Here is an 18696-nt window from a genome sequence, read left to right as displayed (position 1 = left end):
GGGCTGGTGGTGGCCGGTGGTGCTGCGGCGCCAGGCCGTGCCCTGCGGGGACGTGCGGCCGGCGCCGCCGCCCCAGCCTGACGTGTCCATGGCGATGCCCGGTCCGGCCTGGAGCCAAGTAGACAGTGATCTGGCGGCGGCGGTCGGGCGGCTGGCGCTGCCGCCGGGCGGCGTGCGGCTCGAGATGATCGTCACCATCGATGCCAGCGGCGCCATCACCCGGTTGGTGCCGGCGCCCGATGTCGATCCTGTGGCCTTCCAGGCGGTCACGCCGGTGCTGATGGCGCGACCCGGCACACTGGCCGGTGGTCCCGGTGAGCGCCGGCTGTGGCTGAAGCTGCTGCCATCGGCTGTTGCGCCGCCACCAGATGGTGTAGCGCTTTAACGACGAGGAGGGGCGTCCATGCAGGTCTGGTTGCCGATCATCATCTATGGCACCACCGTGTCGCTGGGGCTGGTGCTGGGCTGGTATTTCCTGTCGGAACGCCGGCCGCCCAAGGCGGTGCAGGCCATCCATTTCCTCACCGGCTTTGGCGGGCTGGAAGTGGTGATGCTGGTCACCCGGATGAGCCGGGGCGACGCCGCATTGACCCAGAACAGCACGATCGCGCTGGTGCTGCTGGGTTTTGCCGTTGTCTCCGGCCTGTTCGCCGGCATCATGGCCAAACCGCGCCCGGAAATCGTTGGCACTGCGCTGGCCGCCCACGCCTTCATCGGCGGCAGCGCCTTTATTGCGCTCGCCGTGTGGACGCTGAACGTATTGCCTTAATCGACGGCGACGATCTCGACCTCCTGGCCGGCCAGCATCACCACATCGCCCACCGCCTTGCCGATCATGGCGCGGGCCAGCGGCGAGACGTAGGACACGCTGCCCTGAGCCGGATCGGCTTCATCGTCGCCAACGATGGCGTAGGTCTGGCGGCGGCCATCGGCACGCTCGAAGCTAACGCGGCTGCCAAAGGCGATGCTGCCGTCCCCGGCGCGCGGTTCGACCAGTTGGGCCGAGGCGCGGCGGGCCGACCAATAGCGCAGATCGCGGGTGGCGCGCGCCATGGCAGTGCGGTCACTGCTGATCTGGTCGCTGGCCTGGGCCGCAGCATAGGCGGCGCGGGCGGCGGCCAGTTCGGCCTCGATCTGCGCCAGCCCCCTGGCCGTCACCAGGTTCGGGTGCGCCGGGATCGGCCGGTCGGGCAGATTGGCGGCGACGGCCTCCGCGTCGGATTCCTTGGTGAAGGCGACACTCATCTCAGGTCTCGCTGGGAATCAGCAGACTGCCATCGCCATAGGAATAGAAACGATATTCTTTTTCAATGGCATGCGCGTACGCCTTGCGCATCACGTCCAGGCCCATCAGCGCGCTGACCAGCATGAACAAGGTGGAACGCGGCAGGTGGAAATTGGTGATCAGACCGTCGATCGCCCTCCAGCGATAGCCGGGCGTGATGAAGATCGAAGTGTCCCCGGTGAAGGGATGGATGGTGCGTCCATCATCGGCGGCGGATTCGAGTAGGCGCAGCGAGGTCGTGCCGACCGCGATGATGCGGCCGCCGGCAGCGCGGGCGGCATTGAGGCGGGCGGCGGTGTCGGCAGCGATGCTGCCCCATTCGGCGTGCATCTGGTGATCCTCAACGCGGTCCACCTTCACCGGCAGGAAGGTGCCGGCGCCCACGTGCAGCGTGACGGTCTCGCGGGTCACGCCGGCAGCGGCCAGCGCCTCCCAAAGGCGCGGCGTGAAGTGCAGGCCGGCGGTGGGGGCGGCCACCGCGCCGTCCTTCCGTGCATGCAGTGTCTGATAATCGCTGAAATCCTGGGCATCGATGCCGCGGCGGCGGGCGATATAGGGTGGCAACGGCATCTCGCCGACGGCCTGGAGCGCACTTTCCAGCGGCTGTCCATCGGTGGTGAACTGCCAGAGCACGCCGCCTTCTGCGCTTTTCTCGACCACGGTGCCGGTCAATTTCACCACGCCGCGGCCAAAATCGATCGTGTCGCCATCGCGCAGCCGTCGAGCATTCTTCACGAAGCTCCACCAGCGGCTGGCGGTCTCGCGCTTGTGCAGCGTGACGCCGATCGCCGCGTCGCCTTTCTGGGCAAATAATTGCGCCGGGATCACCCGGGTGTCGTTGACCACCAGCACATCGCCGGCGCGAAGCTGGCCGGGCAAATCCATGAAATGCAGATCGGCCAGCGAGCCAAGATTCTTGCCGCGCACGGTCAGCAATCGGGCAGAGTCGCGCGGGCTCACCGGCCGCAGCGCGATACGGTCTTCGGGCAGATGGAAATCGAAATCGGAAACAAGCATCTCTGGCAGCATCGGGGGAACAGCCCTTTGGCGGAGAGGGGGGAGGGGAAGGATCAGCGCGGCGGCATCACCGCGGCGGCTGTGGCCCCGACGGCGTGCCGGATGCCGGCGGCGGCAGGTTCAGCGCCCCGGCCGGAATCGGCGTGGCCGCCGGCTTGATCGCCGCGAAATCCGGCGGCGGCACATGATCGGCGGCAATGCTGGCCTGGATGATCTTGGTCGGATTCTCCGGCGGCTCGCCCTTTTCGATGCCGTCCACCCACTTCATCCCGTCCACAACGCGGCCCCACACCGTGTAGGTGCGATCCAGCTTCAGCACCGGCATCAGCACGATGTAGAACTGGCTGTTGGCGCTGTCCTCGCTCTGGGCGCGGGCCATGGCAACGGCGCCGCGCACGTGCGGCAGATCGTTGAATTCGGCCTTCAGGTCTTCCAGCTTGGAGCCGCCGGTGCCGGTGCCGGTCGGATCACCGCCCTGGGCCATGAAGCCATCGATGACGCGGTGGAAGATGGTGCCGTTGTAAAAGCCCTGGCGCACCAAGGTCTTGATGCGCTCGATATGCTTGGGCGCCACGTCGGGACGCATGACGATCTTCACCCGGCCGCCCGACGACAGGTCGAGAAACAGCACATTCTCATCGCTCACCTGCGCCAATTGTCCAGCAATGTTGGACGGGGCGGCCATCGCCGGCAGCTTGGGCGGCGCCTTCAGATCCTTGGGATCGATGCGCTGCTGCTGGGCCAGCGCTGGCAGGGCAACCAGGGAAAACAGGGCAGCAATCAATATCCGGGAACGCATCATTGGCCTTTCATGCCCATTTCGCCCACACGCGCCACCACGTCGGCGGCAATGCTGGGCGGAACGAACTTGCGAATGTCGCCACCATAGACAGCGATTTCCTTGACCAGACGTGAAGCGATCGGCTGCAGCGCGACATCGGCCATCAGGAACACCTGTTCGATATCGTCATTCAGCGCCCGGTTCATGCCGGTCATCTGGAACTCATACTCGAAATCGCCGGCGCCGCGCAGGCCGCGGATAATCACCGTGGCGTTCAGGCGCTCGGCAAAGCTCATCAGCAGCTCATCGAAATCGACGACCTCGACATTGGGGATATCGGCCGTCTCGCGGATGATCTGGGCCTTGCGCTCCGCCAGGGTGAACATCGGCGATTTCGACGGGTTGGTGGCCACGCCGATCACCAGCCGATCGACCAGCCGGGCGCCGCGCCGGATGATGTCCATATGCCCCAGGGTCATTGGATCGAACGTGCCGGGATAGACGCCGATGCGGGTCATGGTGCGCTCCTCAAGGGTCCAAACTCAGTGAGGATAGGCGTCGTCACGCCGTCAGGAAGGCCGATGGGAGTGAGCGAGTGCAGCCGGGTAGCAGCGCTACCCGGCAATCGAGCGAGCGCGCCATCGGCCTTCCTGACGGCGCCCTCCGGGTGGGCTGGAGAGACAATATGGCGTCGTTGCGGTCGCTTGCCGGGGGGCGAAGCCCCGCCAGCGCGCCCGCGCCTAGCCATATTGTCTCTCCAGCCCATGCCGACCCCTATCCTCACCGAGTTTGGGCCCTAACGGTCGCGTTCGACCGCGAAACGGGCAATCGCACGCAACAGATCGGCTTCCGGGCCAAAGCCCGACAGGTGCCCGATGGCCTGATCGATCAACGCATTGGCCTGGTCACGGGCGCGTTCGATGCCGAGCAGCGACACGAACGTCGCCTTGCCGGCGGCGGCATCCTTCTGCACGGCCTTGCCGGTCTTGGCGGATTCGCCTTCGACATCGAGCAGGTCGTCGGCAATCTGGAAGGCGAGGCCGAGATCGCGGGCATAGGCGCGCAGCGACTTGCGGTTGGCTTCCGTGGCACGGCCCATGATGGCGCCGGCTTCCAGGCACCACTGAATGAGGGCGCCGGTCTTCAGCTGCTGCAGCCGGGTGATGCCAGCCAGATCATAGGTCACGTCGCCGGCCACCAGGTCCATCATCTGGCCGCCGGCCATGCCGGCCGGGCCGGACTGCACGGCGAGTTCGGTCACCAGCTCCAGCCGGGCGAACGGATCTTCGTGGGTGGCGGGATCGGCGAGGATTTCAAAGGCGATATCGTGCAGACAGTCGCCGGCCAGCACGGCGGTGGCTTCATCGAAGGCCTTGTGCACGGTCGGCTTGCCGCGGCGCATGTCGTCATCGTCCATGCAGGGCAGATCGTCGTGGATCAGGCTGTAGCAATGGATGCATTCGATGGCGAGCGCGACGCGCAGCGCCCGTTCGCGATCGACATGGAAGATGTCGCAGGCCGCCACCACCAGCAGCGGGCGCATGCGCTTGCCGCCGCCAATGACGGCGTGGCGCATGGCTTCATAGAGGCGGGCGCGGCTGTCGTCGGGAACGGCCAGCAATTTGTCGAAGCGCTGATCAATGGCCTTGCCAATGGCATCGAGGGCCGGTTTCAGGCTGAGCGAGGCGGGAACCATGAGCGTGCCCCCCTTATTGGGCATCAAAGGGGCGGGTGGCGACAGCATCGCCAGCGGCATTCTGCTGGATCTGCTCGATGCGCATGCGGGCATCGTTCAGCCGGGCTTCGCACAGGGCTTTCAGCGCCTGGCCGCGCTCGTAGAGGGCGATGCTGTCATCCAGGCTGAGATCACCAGATTCCAGCTTGCGCACGATGTCTTCCAGCTCACGCAGGGCGGCTTCGAATGAGGGCTGGGTGGCAGCAGGCGTATCCATGGACGCCGTATCTGGACGGGTGATGGCCGGTGGTCAAGCGTTGGGTCGAGCCTGCAGGTGGGGCGCGCGCGCGTCACTGCCATTAAGGCGGGCTGGCCGGCGCCGGACCATGGCGCGACACTGGCCAAGATTCCTGGGGAGAGTGAGAATGCCGACCACCACGCGTGCCGCCGTGCTGCGCCAGCGGGGCGCGCCCTTTGCCCTCGAAACCGTCACGCTGGCCGATCCCGGGCCCGGGGAGTTGCTGGTGAAGCTGGCGGCGACCGGCATCTGCTTCACCGATGTTGGCGTGCAGCGTTATGAGCAGGGCACGCCGTTGCCGCACGTGCTGGGCCATGAGGGCGCCGGCACGGTGCTCAGCGTGGGTGAGGGCGTCACCCACGTGGCGCCGGGGGACCGGGTGGTGCTCAGCTATGCCAGCTGCGGCACCTGCCCGAATTGCAGCCACGACCATCCGCAATATTGTGCCAACTTCATGGCGCTCAATTATTCGGGCGTGCTGCCCGATGGCCGGGTGCCGATGCACCGCGGCGAGGAGCCGGTCTATGGCGGCTTCTTCGGCCAATCCAGCTTTGCCGATCATGCCATCGCCTATGCCCGCAACACGGTGAAGCTGCCCGACGATGTGCCGTTTGCGCTCGCCGCCCCGTTTGGCTGCGGCCTGCAGACCGGCGCCGGCACCGCCTACAACACATTGAATGTGCAGGCGCACCACAGTTTCGCGGTGATGGGGGCGGGCACCGTCGGGCTGGCGGCGTTATTGGCGGCAGTGGACCGTGGCTGCCACACCATCGTCGCCATTGACCGGGTGGCCGCCCGGCTTGATCTGGCCCGGCAACTGGGCGCAACCCACACGATTTTGGCCGATGGCCAGGACGTGATGCTGGCGCTGCGCGCGATCATCGCCACCGGCATCGATCGCATCGTCGATACCACCGGCGCCTCCCCGGTGATCCGCGCCGGGCTGGAGGCGCTGGCCAGCCGCGGCGAACTCGCCATGCTGGCGGTGACGGCGCCGGGCACGGAAATCACGTTCAATCCCAACACGCTGCTCGGCGGGCGCTCATTGCGCGGCGCGGTGGAAGGCGATGCCGACCCGCAAGTGTTCATCCCGTGGCTGATCGACCGCCACCGCGCCGGCCGTTTCAACCATGCGCCGCTGGTGCGCGAATATCCGCTGGCCGCGATCAACGAAGCGATTGCGGACATGGCCAGCGGGGTGGCGGTGAAGCCTGTGCTGGTGATGGACTGATTACTTGCCGCTGAACTGTGCCGGCCGCTTCTGGAGGAACGCGCTCACCCCTTCGACAAAGTCCGCCGTCCGGCCCGCGACGAGCTGGTTGCGGCGTTCGACCATCAGGCCTTCCGACAATGGCTTGTCGAGGCACTCGCGCAGCCCCGTGCGGATGAGGGCGTAGGAGCGGGTCGGGCCCTTGGCCAGCTTTTCGGCAACGGCGCGGGTGGCAGCGGCCAGTTCGGCATCATCGACCACCTTGTAGACCATGCCCCAATCCAGCGCGGTCTCGGCCGGAATGCGCTCGCCCAGCATCATCATCGCCTGCGCCCGCGCGCGGCCGGCGAGGCGCGGCAGCAGCCAGGTCGAGCCGACGTCCGGCACCAGCCCGATGTTGACGAAGGCCTGCAGGAAATAGGCGGATTTGCCGGCAATCACGATGTCACCGGCCAGCGCATAGGAGCAGCCGGCCCCGGCCGCCGCGCCGTTGACCGAGGTGATGAACGGCACCGGCAGCGCGAACAGCCGCTCCAGCAGCGGGTTGAAATGCGATTCGAGCACCGCGCCGGCGTCGGGCGGGCCGGAACGACGCTTGCCGCCACCGGCACCGCCACCGGCCAGATCGGCGCCCGAGCAGAAGGCGCGCCCGGTGCCGGTGAGCACGAGAACGCGCGCCGTGCCCTCGTCGCGCACCCGGTCAACGGCGTCGATCATCTCTTCGATCACGCCGATGTGCAGGGCGTTCATCACCTGCGGGCGGTTGATGGTGAGCGTCGCGATGCCGTCGGCTTCGTCGAACAGGATATGCTCATAGGCCATGGTTGGTCTCCCTTTGGCCGGCACGATAGGGGCGGCGCGCCGGCGCCGTCACCCCATCAATCAGCCAAGGTCGGGCAGCGTTTCCAAGATGGCGGCCAGGCAATCGCGGCCCAGCAGCTTGGAGCGTTCCGGCGACCAGCCAAACTCGGCGCAGGGCAGATCATCATTGTCCTTGAACGGCATTTCCAACGTCATGGCGAGGCAGCGGAAGCGTTCGGCGAGCTGGTTGGTGCTCATGGCCAGGTTGGCGGTGCCAGGGCGGGCGACGGGATAGCCCTTCGCCGTCTGGAAATCCGGCGTGATCCGCGCCAACCGCGCCTTGTAGTCGGCGAGCAGTGCCAGCTGCTTCTCGGTGATCGACGGGATGCCTTCAAAGCCGGCGATGAACACCTGCGGGATAGCCTCGTCGCCGTGCACGTCCACGGCGAGGTTGCAGCCGGTCTTGTCCATCGCATCGCGCACGCACAGCACTTCGGGCGACTTTTCCGCTGATGGCGCGTGCCATTCGCGGTTGAGGTTCACGCCGGCGGCGTTGGTGCGCAGATGGCCGCGGAAACTGCCATCCGGGTTCATGTTGGGCACGATGTGGAAGGTGGCTTGGCTGCGGAGCTTGCGCGCCACCGGGTCGGCCGCATCGGTGAGCCGTTCGAGCGCGCCTTCCATCCACCATTCGGCCATGCTCTCGCCAGGATGCTGGCGGGCATAGAGCCAGACAGTCTTCGGGCCATCGCCGATCACCAGCCGGTCGATCGGCCGGCCATCAAGGCTGTGGCCCAGCACGTCGGCGCGCACGCCCGGCCGGGCGGCGATGCGGACGATCAGGTCGTGATGCCGTTCCAGCGAATAGGGCGCGAAATAGGCCAGCCAGACCTGGTCCACCGCCGGGGTGACGCTGATGGTCAGCGTGCCATTGGCGGACTTGGCGTCATAGCTGGTCTCGGCCCGCCGCCAGGTCTGGCGGTCGTCGGAAACACAGGCGCGATAGCCCGGCCAGCCATCGGGATAGGCGCTGCCCTTCAGATCGACGATGCGGATGGTGCAGCGCTGGCCCTTCGCGCCCGACAGGCGGAAATGGAACCATTGATAGAAATCGCTGTGGGCGTCCTGCGGGATGGTCAGCACGATCTCGTGCGGGCCTGAAATGCGCTCGACCTTGATGTTGCCGGAGTCGAACGCGCTGTCGATGCGAATCATGGGGTCGTTTTCACTTTCACTTTCACCGCCTGGCCGCTGGGGCCCGGAAAGCCCTTCAACAGCGCCTGCAGCAGGGCCGGCGCCGCGCTGATCGGATCGGCGCCGGGAGCGATGCTGTTGGCGCGGCCTTCCCACACGGTGCTGTTGTCGCTGGCGCGGCGGATCTGCACCGTCATCTGCGCTGCGGTCACCGTCTTGGTGGTGCTGCCGATCGGAAAGGAGACGCCGCCGCTCACACCGCCCCCGCGCCAGCCGCCGGTGCTGCCGCCCAGCCCGATCGAGAAGCCCGAGCGCTTGGGCACGACCTGGCTGGTGCCGGTGAGCGACAGCCGCGCCACATAGTCGGCGGGCTGGCCGCTCGCCACCGGCTTGAAGCCGGCCTTGGCGAATTCGCCGCTGGCTGCGGCGGCCAGCGCACCAAACTGCAGCGAGGGTGGGGCCGGGGCCGCTGCTGGGGTGGCGGCCGCCTCTGGCGTTGGCGCAGGTTCAAAGGCGATGCTGGCGCCGGTGATGGCCGGGGCCGGGGGCGCCAGCAAGTGAAAGCGCGTGACTTCGACGGTGGCGGTGGCGGCGTTGGCCGCGGCCGGCGACAGGCACAGCAACAGGGCGGCGGGCAGGATGTGACGAACCATGGGCTCTACTCCAACAATACGCATGCCCAACTGGTCGCACTTCAGCGCCGCGCCTGCAAGTATCCGTCAAGCGACGGCGGTGGCTTCCAGCTCGATCATCACGTCTGGATCGAACAGGCGGGTCACGCCCAGCAGCGTGCAGGTCGGCTGCACGCCATCGGCGGCATAGATCGGCACGAGTTCGCCGGCCCGGGCCATGAATTGCTCGACATCGGTGGTGTAGAAGTTGAGGCGCACCACGTCGGTCGGCGCCATGTCGGCCGCAGCCAGCGCGTCCTTGAGATTGGCCCAGGCGGTGGCAAACTGCGCCACCAGGTCGCCGGCATGAAGGGTGGAGCCGTCGGCGGCGGTGGATGTCTGCCCTGACAGATAGAGGGTACGGCTGCCGCCCTTCACCTCGATAGCGTGGTTCACACTGAAATGGGCAAGCCAGGGCGTGGGATTGATGGCACGGCGTTCCATGATTGAGTCCCCCCATTGTCGTTCGAAGGGCCACAGCGTCTCACACGGGAATGGCGCTGGCAAATGCCGGCATCGGTTGACAAAGCAGCCGGCCTCCCTTAGCGACCGGCCTCCGTTCGACCACCGATTCACTTGCCGGAATTGATCATGAAGATCCGCAACAGCCTCAAGAGCCTCAAGGGCCGCCATCGTGATTGCCAGGTCGTGCGCCGTCATGGCCGCACTTATGTGATCAACAAGACCAACCGTCGCTTCAAGGCCCGCCAGGGCTGAACAGGGCGCCGCTGGCCAATCGGCCGGCCGGTTGACACAGCAACCCCTGCCATTCGGCGGGGGTTTTGCTCTTTGTGGGAATCGTCATGGCAAAAGCGGTGGTATTCGATGTCGGCAATGTCCTTTATGGCTGGGACATTGCGGCGCTGTATCGCCCGCTGATCGCCGATCCCGAGCGCCTCGCCTGGTTCTGCCGCGAGGTGGTCACGCCGGAATGGCATTTCCAGCACGATGCCGGGCGCCCGTTTGCCGAAACCAGCGCCGAGTTGATCGCCCGCTTTCCCGAGGAAGCCGATCTGATCCGCCAGTTCGGCCCGCGCTTCAACGAGACGATCGTGGGGCCAATTCCCGGTATGCTGGCCCTGGTCGAGCAACTGGCGCAGCGCGGCGTGCCGCTGTTTGGCATCACCAATTTCTCCGCCGAGTTCTGGGCGCCATTCCGCGCCACCGCACCGGTTTTCGACCATTTCACCGACATCATCGTGTCGGGCGCCGAGCGGCTGGTGAAGCCGGACCCGGCCATCTATGCGCTGGCCCTGTGCCGCTTTGGCCTGGCGCCGGGCGAAGCGATCTTCGTCGATGACCGTGCTGACAATGTGGCCGCTGGCGAGGCCAATGGCTTTGTGGGCCACCTGTTCACTGGTCACGAACCGCTGGCCGCCGAACTGGCGCGCCTCGGCCTGCTCGCTCAATAATTCTTCAGTTCATCCCCGGTCAACCGCACCACGTGCAGCACATTGGTGCTGCCGGGCGTGGAGAAGGGCACGCCGGCGATCAGCACCAGCGGGTCTCCGCCGCGCGCCAGGCCCGATCGCAGTGCCATGCGCTTGGCCTTGGCGACCATCTCTTCAAAGCTGACCACGTCGCGGGTGGTGATGGAATGGATGCCCCACACCAGCGCCATGCGCCGCGCCGTGGTCTGGCTGGGGGTGAGGCACAGCACCGGCACGGTCGGCCGCTCGCGGGCGGCGCGGCCGGCGGTGGAACCGGAAATCGTGAAGCAGACGATGGCGCGCGCGCCGACCGTGCTGCTGATCTCGGCCGCCGCCGCCGTGATCGCCGCCGGCGTGGAGCGGCCCATGGCGACTTCGGTGAAATGCACCCGGCCGTGATAGCCGGGGTCGGCCTCCACCTGGGCGGCAATGGCGTCCATCATGGTCACGGCTTCCACCGGCCAGGCGCCGGCGGCGCTTTCGGCCGACAGCATCACCGCATCGGCGCCGTCATAGATGGCGGTCGCCACGTCCGACACTTCGGCGCGGGTGGGCGAGGGGCTGGTGATCATCGATTCCAGCATCTGCGTTGCCACCACCACCGGCTTGCCCAGGCTGCGTGCCATGGCAACGATGCGCTTCTGTGCCGGTGGCACGTTCTGCGGCGGCAGTTCCACGCCCAGATCGCCGCGCGCCACCATCACCGCGTCGGCGATTTCGAGGATCTCCTCCAGGCGCTCCAGCGCCGCCGGCTTCTCGATCTTGGCGAGCAACGAGGCGCGGCCGCCGATCAACCGGCGCGCTTCGGCGACGTCTTCGGGGCGCTGCACGAAACTGAGCGCGATCCAGTCCACCCCGCAATCCAGCGCGAAGGCCAGATCGGCACGGTCTTTCGGCGTCAGCGCCGGCAGCGGCACCACCACGTCGGGCACGTTGACGCCCTTGTTGTCCTTGATGGTGCCGGGCACCTCCACCACGCAGTCGATGGCGTCAGCCGACACCGCGGTGGCGCGCAGCACGATCTTGCCGTCGTCCACCAGCAGGCGCGCACCGGGGCGCAGCGCAGCAAAGATCTCCTTGTGCGGCAGGCACACGCGCGCCGCGTCGCCCGGCGTGGCATGGCGATCGAAGCGGAAGGCCTGGCCTTTCGCCAGCTCCGCACTGCCGCCAGCCACACGGCCCACCCGCAGCTTGGGACCCTGCAGATCGGCCAGGATGGCGATCGGCCGGCCATTGGCCTTTTCCACCGCACGCACCGCCTCGATCAGCCGGCCCTGGCTCTCGTGGCTGCCGTGGCTCATGTTGACGCGAAAGGCATCGGCACCGGCGGCGTGCAGGCGGCTGATCATCTCCTCGCTGCTCGAGGCTGGCCCCAGCGTGGCAAGCACCTTGACCCGGCGGCCCCGCGGTTGAAGATGTCGGCTCATACTGCGTCCCGTTATTCGAAGTCGCCGCCACCCTAGCGGCTGATGCGGCGCATTGCCACAGGAGAGAGACAAGACGATGACCATATTTGCCGATGATGCAGTGCGGGAACGGCTTGAAGCCGCAGCCTTTCGCCGGCTGGTGCAGCACCTGCGCCAACGCAGTGACGTGCAGAATATCGACCTGATGGGCTGGAGCGGTTTCTGCCGCAACTGCCTGGGCGACTGGTTGCACGAGGAGGCCGAGGCGATGGGCCTGGCACTGAGCAAGGACGAGGGCCGCACGCACGTCTATGGCATGAGCCAGGCCGCGTGGAAGGAACGCTACCAGCAGCCGGCCACGCAAGCGCAGCTGGACCTGATGGCCGAATCGCTGGCGAAGAACGAGGCGGTCAGATAACCCGCTCAGCATCTCAATTCACTTCAGGGACCACCATGAGCGAAGAAAACGTGTCCGCCACCCAGCTGCGCCTGTTCATCGAGCGCATCGAGACGCTGGAAGAGGAAAAGAAGGGCATCGCCGACGACATCAAGGACGTCTATGCCGAAGCCAAGGCGACCGGGTTCGACATCAAGACGATGAAGACGCTGGTGCGGCTCAGGAAGATGGAGACGGCGGCGCGGCAGGAGGCCGAGGCGCTGCTGGAAACCTACAGGGCCGCCATCGGCCTGTAATTGGGGGGAATGACATGATCCTTTATGGGGGCAAGCTGTCGCCGTTCGTGATGCGGCCGCTGCTGGTGAGCCGCGCCAAGGTTGCCGAAGTGACGCTGGCGCAGTTCGAAGGCGGCATCAAGTGCCCGGAATATCTGGCGCTGTGCCCGACGGGGAAGATGCCGCTGCTGGTCGATGGCGATCTGGCGCTGCCGGAAAGCCAGGTCATTGCCGATTATCTCGACATGGCGCTGCCGGGCCCGAAGCTGGTGCCGGCCGATGCCGCCGGTGCCGCGAAGGTGCGGCTGCTGGTGCGGCTGGCCGATACCTATGTGGTGCCGCAGCTGGGCGGGCTGTTCCGCGGCCGCGAGAACCCGGCCGGCGTGCCGGATGCGCTGAAAGGCATGGGCGAGGCGCTGGGCTATATCGAGCATTACCGCAACGCTGCTGACGAATTTGCCTTTGGCAGCAGCTTTACCCAGGCCGATGCGGCGCTGATCCCGCTGTTCTTCTTCCTGGATGCGCTCGACGGCCCGATGCCGACCAAGGCGCTGATTGCCGCCCGGCCGGGCCTGGCGGCCTGGTGGGCCCGCGCCAAGGCCAGTGCACTGGGCGCGCAGGCGATTGCCGAGCAGGCCGAAGGCTTGAAGCAGATGTTGGCCAGCCGGGCTTGATTGCCGGGCGGTCTGGCCCCTAAGCTGGCCACACAAGGGGAAGAGCTGATGCAGATGACGCTGACCATCAACGGCGAGAGCCACAGCGTGGAGGCACCGGCGGCCAGCCTGCTGGTGGAGGTGCTGCGCGACCAGCTCGGGCTGACTGGCACTCACATCGGCTGCGACACCAGCCAGTGCGGTGCCTGCAACGTGCTGGTGGACGGCGCGGCCGTGAAGGCCTGCACCATGCTGGCCGCGCAGGCGCATGGATCGAGCGTCACCACCATTGAAGGGATCGGCAGCGAAGCCGCCCTGCACCCCATGCAGGCGGCGTTCCGCGACGCTCATGGCCTGCAGTGCGGTTTCTGCACGCCGGGGATGGTGATGGCCGGCCTCGAAATCGTGCGCAAGCATGGCACTAAGCTGACGCCGGAACTGGTCACGCATGAGCTCGAAGGCAATCTGTGCCGCTGCACGGGCTATATCAATATCGTGAAGGCAATCGTCGCCGGCGCGGCTGCGATGGAGACGGCCCATGCGTGATTTTGCCCTGCACCGCCCGGCCAGCGTTTCGGCAGCCACCGCCGCCTTTGCCGGCACCGATGGCGAAGCCGCCTATCTCGCCGGTGGCCACACGCTGATCCCGGCCATGAAATCGCGGCTGCGCATGCCCGATGCGCTCGTGGATCTGACAGGCCTTGGCCTTTCCGGCATCAGCCGGGACGGCGACCGGCTGTGGATCGGCGCCACCACCCGCCATGCCGATGTTGCCACCGGCGCCACCGCCATTCCGGGCCTCGCCTGCCTGGCCGCCGGCATCGGCGACGCGCAGGTGCGCAACCGCGGCACGCTGGGCGGCAGCCTGGCCAACAATGACCCCGCCGCCGATTATCCCGCCGCCGCGCTGGCGCTGGACGCGGTGATCGAGACCGATCGCGGCAGCCACACGGCCGATGATTTCTTCCAGGGCATGTTCACCACGGCGCTGGCCGAAAGCGAGATCATCACCCGCGTCGGTTTCGCCATCCCGCAGCAATCTTCCTATGCCAAGTTCCGCCATCCGGCGTCGCGCTATGCGATGGTCGGCGTCTATGTCGCCCGCCATGCTGGTGGCTGGCGCGTGGCGGTGACGGGGGCAGGGCCGGGCGTGTTCCGTTGGACGGACGCCGAAGCCGCGTTGAACGCCGGCACCGATACAGCGGGCCTGGTGCTGGCCGCCGATGATCTCAACAGCGACATCCACGCCAGTGCCGAGTATCGCGCGCACTTGTGCGGCGTTATGCTGAAACAGGCACTCGCCACCCTGGCCTGAAGGAGACCGGCATGCCGAACCTGATCGTCACCACCACGCCGACGGTCGAAGGCCGCATGGCGACGCATCATCTCGGCATCGTCGCCGGTGAAGCCATCATGGGCGCCAATATCTTCCGCGACCTGTTCGCCAGCATCCGCGATATCGTCGGCGGCCGGTCCGGTTCCTATGAGACCGTCATGCAGGATGCCCGCGAGGAAGCCTTGCGTGAAATGTCCGATCGGGCGCTGGCGCTGGGGGCTGATGCCGTGATCGGCGTGCAGATCAGCTATGCCGCGCTGGGCGCATCGGATTCGATGCTGATGGTGGGCGCGGTCGGCACGGCGGTGAAGCTGGGCTGATTGCCGTTTGGCGGACGGGTTGCTAAGGCCGCTGCCATCCCGTTTCCAACCAGTTGAACGATCATGGCCGGCCACAGCAAATTCAAGAACATCATGCATAGGAAGGGCGCGCAGGACAAAAAGCGCAGCGCCCTGTTTTCCAAGCTCTCCCGCGAAATCACCGTGGCGGCCAAGATGGGCATGCCCGATCCGGCGAACAATCCGCGCCTGCGCGCCGCCGTGCTCGCCGCCCGCGTTGAAGGCATGCCCAAGGACAATATCCAGCGCGCCATCGACAAATCGCAGGGAGGCGACACCGCCAACTATGAGGAAGTGCGCTACGAAGGCTTCGGCCCCGGCGGCGTTTCCCTGATCATCGAGAGCCTGACCGACAACCGCAACCGCACCGCCACCAACGTGCGCACAATCATGGCCAAGAATGGCGGCAACCTCGGCGCCTCGGGCAGCGTGTCCCACGGCTTCGAGCGGCTGGGGCTGATTTCCTATCCGGCCACCGCCGGCAGCGCCGATGCCGTGTTCGAAGCCGCGCTGGAAGCCGGCGCCGACGATGTGCAGTCGAGCGAGGACGGCCACGAAATCTGGGTCGGCATCGAGACGCTGCATGACGTCGCCCGCGCGCTGGAGCCGGTGCTGGGCGACAGCGGCCAGGCCAGGCTGGGCTGGAAGCCGGGCACGATGGTGACCGTGGGCGCCGAAGACGCCGCGCAGCTGATGAAGCTGATCGACGCGCTGGAAGAGGATGATGATATCCAGACGGTGTGGGGCAATTACGACGTGCCCGACGACGTGATGGCCGCGCTGTGAAGCTGGCGGCGCTGTTGATGATCATGGCCACCCCCGCCGCGGCCGACCCGGTGGCCGAAATCAGGGCCGCTCGGGCTGCCTACAACGCCGCCATAGCCGCCCGCGACCCCGCCGGCGTGCGCGCCGCGCTGGGCGATCCCTATGTCGGCATCGCTGGCAGCGGCGGCGAAGTGATCAGCGGCGCGGAGGCCATGACCGACTATTTCGCCCGCAGTTTCAAGACGCCGGGCTTCCTCGGCTTCGTGCGCACGCCCGACGTGGTGACCGTCGCCACCCCGCCCGTGCGCGCCATGGAGCGCGGCCACTGGTCAGGCGGCAGCGTCAATGGCCGCTTCAGCGGCGAATATCTGGCAGTTTGGGTGCCGACTTCCCAGGGCTGGAAACTGCGCAGCGAGACGTTTGTGACCTTGACGAACGGAGCGCCCACCAGGCCGTGAGGACCATCATCGGCCTTGATCCCGGCCTGGCCGCCACTGGCTGGGGGGTGATCGTGGCCGAGGGCAACCGGCTGCGGCACATCGCCAACGGCACCATCAAGACCCGGGTCACCGAACCGATGGTGGAGCGGCTGCGGCTGCTGCACGACGAGTTGATGGCGGTGATCGCCGCCCACCAGCCCACCGAAGCGGCTGTGGAGGAGGTGTTCGTCAATTCCAATCCCCAGTCTGCGATCAAGCTGGTGCAGGCGCGCGGTGTGGCACTGCTGTGTGTCGGGCGGGCGCGCCTGATGGTGGGCGAGCATTCGACCCGTGCCGTCAAGAAAGCGCTGACCGGCACAGGCGCAGCCGAAAAGCCCCAGGTGCAGGCGATGGTGGAACGGCTGTTGCCGGGCGCGCAAATTGCTGGCAGCGATGCCTCTGACGCGCTGGCGGTGGCCATTGCCCACGCGCACCTGGTGAAAAGCATGCGTGAGTTGATGCAATGATCGCGCGACTGAAAGGCCTGGTGGACAGCGTGTCGGCCGACGCGCTGGTGATGGACGTGAACGGCGTCGGCTATCTGGTGCAGGCCTCCACCCGCACCCTGGCCACATTGTCCGTCGGCCAGCCCATCGCCATGCACATCGAAACGCAGGTGCGCGAGGATGCCATCACCCTGTTCGGCTGCCCGTCGGAATCCGAGCTGGCGGCCTTCCGCGCGCTGATCACCGTGCAGGGCGTGGGCGGCCGCGTTGCGCTTAATATCCTCTCCGTGCTCACTCCGGACCAGGTCGCGCACGCGGTGGCAGCCGGCGATGCCGCCTCACTGGCGCGCGCCAATGGTGTCGGGCCGAAGCTAGCGGCGCGCATCGCCAATGAACTGAACGGCAAGATGGGCGGCGTGGCGCTTGTCGCCGGGGCGCCACTGCCGGTGACGGCCGGCGCCCGGATCGTCGAGGACGCCGTCTCGGCGCTCGCAGCGCTGGGCTTCAAACCGATGGACGCCAGCCGCGCCGTCTCCGAAGCGCTGGCCGAACTGGGCGAGGGGGCCGGCCTCAACGACGTGGTGCGCGTAGCTTTGAAGAAGAGCGCGCGCTAAGACGGCTCGCCCATGACCGCCGATCTCTCCCCGCAACGTCGCCCTGACGACATCGACGCCGCGCTGCGACCGAAGGGGCTGGACGAGTTCATCGGCCAGCAGTCCCTGCGCGAAAATCTCGGCGTGTTCATCGCAGCGGCACGGTCGCGCGGCGAGGCCATGGACCATGTGCTGCTGCACGGCCCGCCCGGCCTGGGCAAGACCACGCTGGCGCAGATCGTTGCGCGCGAGCTTGGTGTGGGCTTCCGCGCCACCTCCGGCCCCGTCATCGCCAAGGCCGGCGACCTTGCGGCGATCCTCACCAATCTTGAACCGCACGACGTGCTGTTCATCGATGAAATCCACCGCATGTCACCGGCAGTGGAGGAAATCCTCTATCCGGCCATGGAAGACCGGGTGCTCGACATCATGATCGGCGAAGGCCCGTCGGCGCGCAGCGTGCGCATCGATCTGCCGCCGTTCACGCTCGTCGGCGCCACCACCCGCGCCGGGCTGCTGACGACACCGCTGCGCGACCGCTTCGGCATCCCGCTGCGGCTGAATTTCTACAATGTCGATGAGCTGGAACAGGTCGTCACCCGCGCCGCGCGGTTGCTGGAGCTGCAACTCACTGCCGATGGCGCGCGCGAGATTGCCGCTCGCGCCCGCGGCACGCCGCGCATCGCCGGGCGCCTGCTGCGGCGCGTGCGCGATTTTGCCGGTGGCAAGCCGGTGGATGCGCGGCTGGCCGATGCGTCGCTCAGCCGGCTTGAAGTCGATCGCCTCGGCCTCGATGCCATGGACCGACGCTATCTGATGATGATCGCCGACATTTATCGCGGCGGCCCGGTCGGCATCGAGACGCTGGCCGCTGGCCTGTCGGAAGCGCGCGACACGGTGGAAGACGTGATCGAGCCGTTCCTGATCCAGCAGGGCCTGATCGCCCGCACCGCGCGCGGCCGCATGCTCAACGGCCCGGCCTGGAAGCATCTCGGCCTGATCCCGCCGGCGGACCAGGTGCAACTGCCGCTGCTCGATGACGAATAGGGCGCTGCAACTTTTCGCGGAGCTGGTGCGAATGGCTGGCATGCGCATCATTCCCGCCCTCATCGCCCTCACCGTCATCGCCGCGCCGGCCGCCGCCATTCCCGCCGTGGGCGAGAAGGCGCCCGCCGTTTCCGGCACTGATATCAGCGGCAAGACCCGCTCGCTGAAACAGGTGGCGGGCCGCAAGGGCACGGTGCTGATGTTCTTCCGCTCCGCTTCCTGGTGCCCCTATTGCAAGGCGCAACTGATCGCCATGAACGACAAGGCGGCTGCGGCGCTCTCTGCCAAGGGCTATGCGCTGGTTGGCCTGTCCTATGATTCGCCTGAAGTGCTCGCCAAGTTCGCCGTGGAGCGCAAGATCGGCTGGCCCTTGCTGTCGGATCCCAAATCCCAGGTGATCGATGGCTGGCAGCTGCGCGACCCGGCCTATCCGGCCGGCAACCGCGCCTATGGCGTGCCGCGCCCGGCGGTCTATGTGATCGATCGCAAGGGCATCATTCGCGCCCGGCTGATGGAAGAAAATTACCGTGTGCGCCCGCAGCCCGAAGCGGTGCTTGCCGCGGTGGACGCGCTGGGCCAATAAGCCTCCCGCAGACAAG

Annotated in this window: 28 protein-coding genes; 17 read left to right on the top strand and 11 right to left on the bottom strand. The window is 67.0% G+C overall.

What is annotated here, in order from left to right:
* A partial coding sequence (locus GJ693_RS16715; RefSeq protein WP_197041873.1) for a hypothetical protein occupies positions 1–385 on the top strand: 385 nt, incomplete at its 5' end.
* 18 nt (positions 386–403) lie between these two features.
* Positions 404–769, top strand: coding sequence for a hypothetical protein (locus GJ693_RS01450; RefSeq protein ID WP_156254555.1), 366 nt, complete (start codon positions 404–406; stop codon positions 767–769).
* On the opposite strand, the gene greA is transcribed toward GJ693_RS01450, so the two are convergent.
* The 6 genes from greA to GJ693_RS01420 form a co-directional block, all read right to left on the bottom strand.
* Positions 766–1245: a transcription elongation factor GreA gene (gene greA, locus GJ693_RS01445; RefSeq protein WP_156254554.1), complete on the bottom strand. Its 480-nt coding sequence runs from the start codon at positions 1243–1245 to the stop codon at positions 766–768. The two genes, GJ693_RS01450 and greA, sit on opposite strands and share 4 nt — an antisense overlap.
* A 1-nt stretch (position 1246) precedes the next feature.
* Positions 1247–2302, bottom strand: a complete 1056-nt coding sequence (queA, locus tag GJ693_RS01440) for a tRNA preQ1(34) S-adenosylmethionine ribosyltransferase-isomerase QueA (protein WP_156254553.1) — start codon at positions 2300–2302, stop codon at positions 1247–1249.
* A 67-nt stretch (positions 2303–2369) separates the two neighbouring features.
* On the bottom strand, positions 2370–3104 hold the full coding sequence (locus GJ693_RS01435; RefSeq protein WP_156254552.1) for a peptidylprolyl isomerase: 735 nt from the start codon (positions 3102–3104) through the stop codon (positions 2370–2372).
* A complete protein-coding gene (gene coaD, locus GJ693_RS01430) occupies positions 3101–3601 on the bottom strand; it encodes a pantetheine-phosphate adenylyltransferase (RefSeq protein ID WP_156254551.1) in 501 nt (166 codons plus the stop codon). The genes GJ693_RS01435 and coaD overlap by 4 nt, the downstream gene beginning before the upstream one ends.
* Positions 3602–3879: 278 nt before the next feature.
* Positions 3880–4779: a polyprenyl synthetase family protein gene (locus tag GJ693_RS01425; RefSeq protein WP_156254550.1), complete on the bottom strand. Its 900-nt coding sequence runs from the start codon at positions 4777–4779 to the stop codon at positions 3880–3882.
* Positions 4780–4792: 13 nt separating this feature from the next.
* Positions 4793–5035, bottom strand: coding sequence for an exodeoxyribonuclease VII small subunit (locus tag GJ693_RS01420; protein ID WP_156254549.1), 243 nt, complete (start codon positions 5033–5035; stop codon positions 4793–4795).
* Between the two features lie 148 nt (positions 5036–5183).
* On the opposite strand from GJ693_RS01420, the gene GJ693_RS01415 reads away from it, so the two are divergent.
* Positions 5184–6287 carry an NAD(P)-dependent alcohol dehydrogenase gene (locus GJ693_RS01415; protein WP_197041872.1) on the top strand — a complete coding sequence of 368 codons (1104 nt, stop codon included), beginning with the start codon at positions 5184–5186 and terminating at the stop codon, positions 6285–6287.
* On the opposite strand, the gene GJ693_RS01410 is transcribed toward GJ693_RS01415, so the two are convergent.
* The 4 genes from GJ693_RS01410 to GJ693_RS01395 form a co-directional block, all read right to left on the bottom strand.
* A complete protein-coding gene (locus GJ693_RS01410) occupies positions 6288–7088 on the bottom strand; it encodes an enoyl-CoA hydratase-related protein (protein ID WP_156254547.1) in 801 nt (266 codons plus the stop codon). It lies immediately after the preceding gene.
* 60 nt (positions 7089–7148) lie between these two features.
* Positions 7149–8282 (bottom strand): M14 family metallopeptidase, encoded by a 1134-nt coding sequence (locus GJ693_RS01405; protein WP_156254546.1) that lies wholly within the window; start codon positions 8280–8282, stop codon positions 7149–7151.
* Positions 8279–8914 (bottom strand): DUF4136 domain-containing protein, encoded by a 636-nt coding sequence (locus GJ693_RS01400; protein ID WP_197041871.1) that lies wholly within the window; start codon positions 8912–8914, stop codon positions 8279–8281. The genes GJ693_RS01405 and GJ693_RS01400 overlap by 4 nt, the downstream gene beginning before the upstream one ends.
* 66 nt (positions 8915–8980) lie before the next feature.
* Positions 8981–9376: a RidA family protein gene (locus GJ693_RS01395; RefSeq protein WP_156254544.1), complete on the bottom strand. Its 396-nt coding sequence runs from the start codon at positions 9374–9376 to the stop codon at positions 8981–8983.
* Between the two features lie 147 nt (positions 9377–9523).
* Here GJ693_RS01395 and ykgO point away from each other — a divergent pair, with 147 nt between their 5' ends.
* Both ykgO and GJ693_RS01385 read left to right on the top strand, forming a co-directional pair.
* Positions 9524–9649 carry a type B 50S ribosomal protein L36 gene (ykgO, locus tag GJ693_RS01390; protein ID WP_086116581.1) on the top strand — a complete coding sequence of 42 codons (126 nt, stop codon included), beginning with the start codon at positions 9524–9526 and terminating at the stop codon, positions 9647–9649.
* A gap of 86 nt (positions 9650–9735) precedes the next feature.
* Positions 9736–10344 carry an HAD family hydrolase gene (locus GJ693_RS01385; RefSeq protein WP_156254543.1) on the top strand — a complete coding sequence of 203 codons (609 nt, stop codon included), beginning with the start codon at positions 9736–9738 and terminating at the stop codon, positions 10342–10344.
* On the opposite strand, the gene pyk is transcribed toward GJ693_RS01385, so the two are convergent.
* A complete protein-coding gene (pyk, locus tag GJ693_RS01380; RefSeq protein WP_156254542.1) occupies positions 10338–11789 on the bottom strand; it encodes a pyruvate kinase in 1452 nt (483 codons plus the stop codon). The genes GJ693_RS01385 and pyk overlap by 7 nt on opposite strands.
* Positions 11790–11865: 76 nt before the next feature.
* On the opposite strand from pyk, the gene GJ693_RS01375 reads away from it, so the two are divergent.
* The 12 genes from GJ693_RS01375 (at position 11866) to GJ693_RS01320 (ending at position 18680) form a co-directional block, all read left to right on the top strand.
* The gene (locus GJ693_RS01375) at positions 11866–12186 is read left to right on the top strand and encodes a DUF1244 domain-containing protein (RefSeq protein ID WP_156254541.1); all 321 of its coding nucleotides are present in this window, start codon (positions 11866–11868) and stop codon (positions 12184–12186) included.
* A gap of 35 nt (positions 12187–12221) precedes the next feature.
* Positions 12222–12461, top strand: a complete 240-nt coding sequence (locus GJ693_RS01370) for a DUF2312 domain-containing protein (RefSeq protein WP_156254540.1) — start codon at positions 12222–12224, stop codon at positions 12459–12461.
* Between the two features lie 14 nt (positions 12462–12475).
* On the top strand, positions 12476–13114 hold the full coding sequence (locus GJ693_RS01365) for a glutathione S-transferase family protein (protein ID WP_156254539.1): 639 nt from the start codon (positions 12476–12478) through the stop codon (positions 13112–13114).
* A gap of 48 nt (positions 13115–13162) precedes the next feature.
* Positions 13163–13639: a (2Fe-2S)-binding protein gene (locus GJ693_RS01360; RefSeq protein ID WP_197041870.1), complete on the top strand. Its 477-nt coding sequence runs from the start codon at positions 13163–13165 to the stop codon at positions 13637–13639.
* Positions 13632–14408 (top strand): FAD binding domain-containing protein, encoded by a 777-nt coding sequence (locus GJ693_RS01355; protein ID WP_156254538.1) that lies wholly within the window; start codon positions 13632–13634, stop codon positions 14406–14408. The genes GJ693_RS01360 and GJ693_RS01355 overlap by 8 nt, the downstream gene beginning before the upstream one ends.
* A gap of 11 nt (positions 14409–14419) precedes the next feature.
* Positions 14420–14749, top strand: a complete 330-nt coding sequence (locus GJ693_RS01350; protein WP_197041869.1) for a heavy metal-binding domain-containing protein — start codon at positions 14420–14422, stop codon at positions 14747–14749.
* A 63-nt stretch (positions 14750–14812) separates the two neighbouring features.
* A complete protein-coding gene (locus GJ693_RS01345; protein ID WP_156254537.1) occupies positions 14813–15553 on the top strand; it encodes a YebC/PmpR family DNA-binding transcriptional regulator in 741 nt (246 codons plus the stop codon).
* A 23-nt stretch (positions 15554–15576) separates the two neighbouring features.
* Positions 15577–15990 carry a DUF4440 domain-containing protein gene (locus tag GJ693_RS01340; protein WP_197041868.1) on the top strand — a complete coding sequence of 138 codons (414 nt, stop codon included), beginning with the start codon at positions 15577–15579 and terminating at the stop codon, positions 15988–15990.
* Entirely contained in the window at positions 15987–16478 is a 492-nt protein-coding gene (gene ruvC, locus GJ693_RS01335; protein WP_156254535.1) for a crossover junction endodeoxyribonuclease RuvC, read from the top strand. Before GJ693_RS01340 ends, ruvC begins: the two co-directional genes overlap by 4 nt.
* Complete coding sequence (ruvA, locus tag GJ693_RS01330) at positions 16475–17071, top strand: Holliday junction branch migration protein RuvA (protein ID WP_156254534.1); 597 nt, start codon at positions 16475–16477, stop codon at positions 17069–17071. Before ruvC ends, ruvA begins: the two co-directional genes overlap by 4 nt.
* A 12-nt stretch (positions 17072–17083) precedes the next feature.
* Positions 17084–18097 (top strand): Holliday junction branch migration DNA helicase RuvB, encoded by a 1014-nt coding sequence (gene ruvB / locus GJ693_RS01325; protein ID WP_156254533.1) that lies wholly within the window; start codon positions 17084–17086, stop codon positions 18095–18097.
* Positions 18098–18137: 40 nt separating this feature from the next.
* Complete coding sequence (locus tag GJ693_RS01320; RefSeq protein ID WP_197041867.1) at positions 18138–18680, top strand: peroxiredoxin family protein; 543 nt, start codon at positions 18138–18140, stop codon at positions 18678–18680.
* Positions 18681–18696 lie beyond the last annotated feature (16 nt).

The sequence above is a fragment of the Sandarakinorhabdus oryzae genome (assembly GCF_009733735.1).
GTDB classification, from domain to species: domain Bacteria; phylum Pseudomonadota; class Alphaproteobacteria; order Sphingomonadales; family Sphingomonadaceae; genus Sandarakinorhabdus; species Sandarakinorhabdus oryzae.
The sequence above is the reverse complement of the archived record's forward strand: the minus strand, read 5'-3'. Positions and strand labels throughout refer to the sequence as shown.